Raw genomic sequence first — 978 nt, forward strand, 5'->3', positions numbered from 1 at the left:
GTGTGGACTGGAACTCGATTTCCCCACGCCTCGAAGACGACGCCGACCTCGTGAAGAACACGACTCAACGAATCGTGGCCAAGGCACTCGGGGCGATGGAGAACTACTACGAGTACGACGACTTCGGGAAACCCAGTCACACCAAGGACGGCACCTACCCGCTCCGAGCGAACTACGAGGAGGGGTACAACCTGTCACTCACCGACGACGGCGACGTGGCGTTCCGCATCAGCGCGGCACCCTACAAGCACGTCAAGGGCGTCCTCGAAGGAAGTGACGCCCACCTTGACCTCCTCAAGACTGCGCTCACTGGTGACGAGTGGAAGGTCTCAACGTCGGAGACGCTGTGGCGTGACGGTGAGCCAGAACTTCACGTTAACATCCGCAACACCAAGCAGACCGTTCGAGACAAGCAGGACTCACGGATGGTTGTCGGCGTGGACGTGAATGAGGACAACGTGGCTCTCACCGCACTCTCAACGGATGGTGTCGAAGATACGTTGGTCATCGACTTCCCCGAAATCAAGTTCGAGCGCCATCGGTACTTCACGATGCGGAAGCGCGTCCAGAACGCGGGGAAAGACAGTATGCACGATACGCTGGAAGGGCGTGAGGAACGGTTCGTCCGCGACCGACTCCACAAGGTGTCTCGGCACATCGTGGAGTGGAGCCAACAGTTCGAGAGGTCGTGCATCGTCTTTGAAGACCTCAAAGAGATGCGCGACAGTATCGACTACGGCACGCGGATGAACCGACGCTTGCACCATCTCCCGTTCCGCGCCCTACAGTTCTATACGTCGTACAAGGCGTCATTCGAGGGCATCCCGACTGGTTGGATTAATCCCGAGTACACGAGCCAACGGTGTCCGATGTGCGGGCATACGGAGCGAGCGAACCGCAACAAAAAGCGATTCAAGTGCAAGGACTGTGAGCATCAAGACCACAGCGACCGTGGTGCAAGCGTCAACATCGCCGTGA

General features: G+C 58.3%; 1 protein-coding gene. It reads left to right on the forward strand.

All coding sequences use genetic code 11. From position 1 onward, the window contains the following. A partial coding sequence (locus EXE45_RS16955; RefSeq protein ID WP_137695026.1) for an RNA-guided endonuclease TnpB family protein occupies positions 1–978 on the forward strand: 978 nt, incomplete at both ends.

Source organism: Halorubrum sp. SP9 (assembly GCF_005435015.1).
Lineage (GTDB): Archaea > Halobacteriota > Halobacteria > Halobacteriales > Haloferacaceae > Halorubrum > Halorubrum sodomense.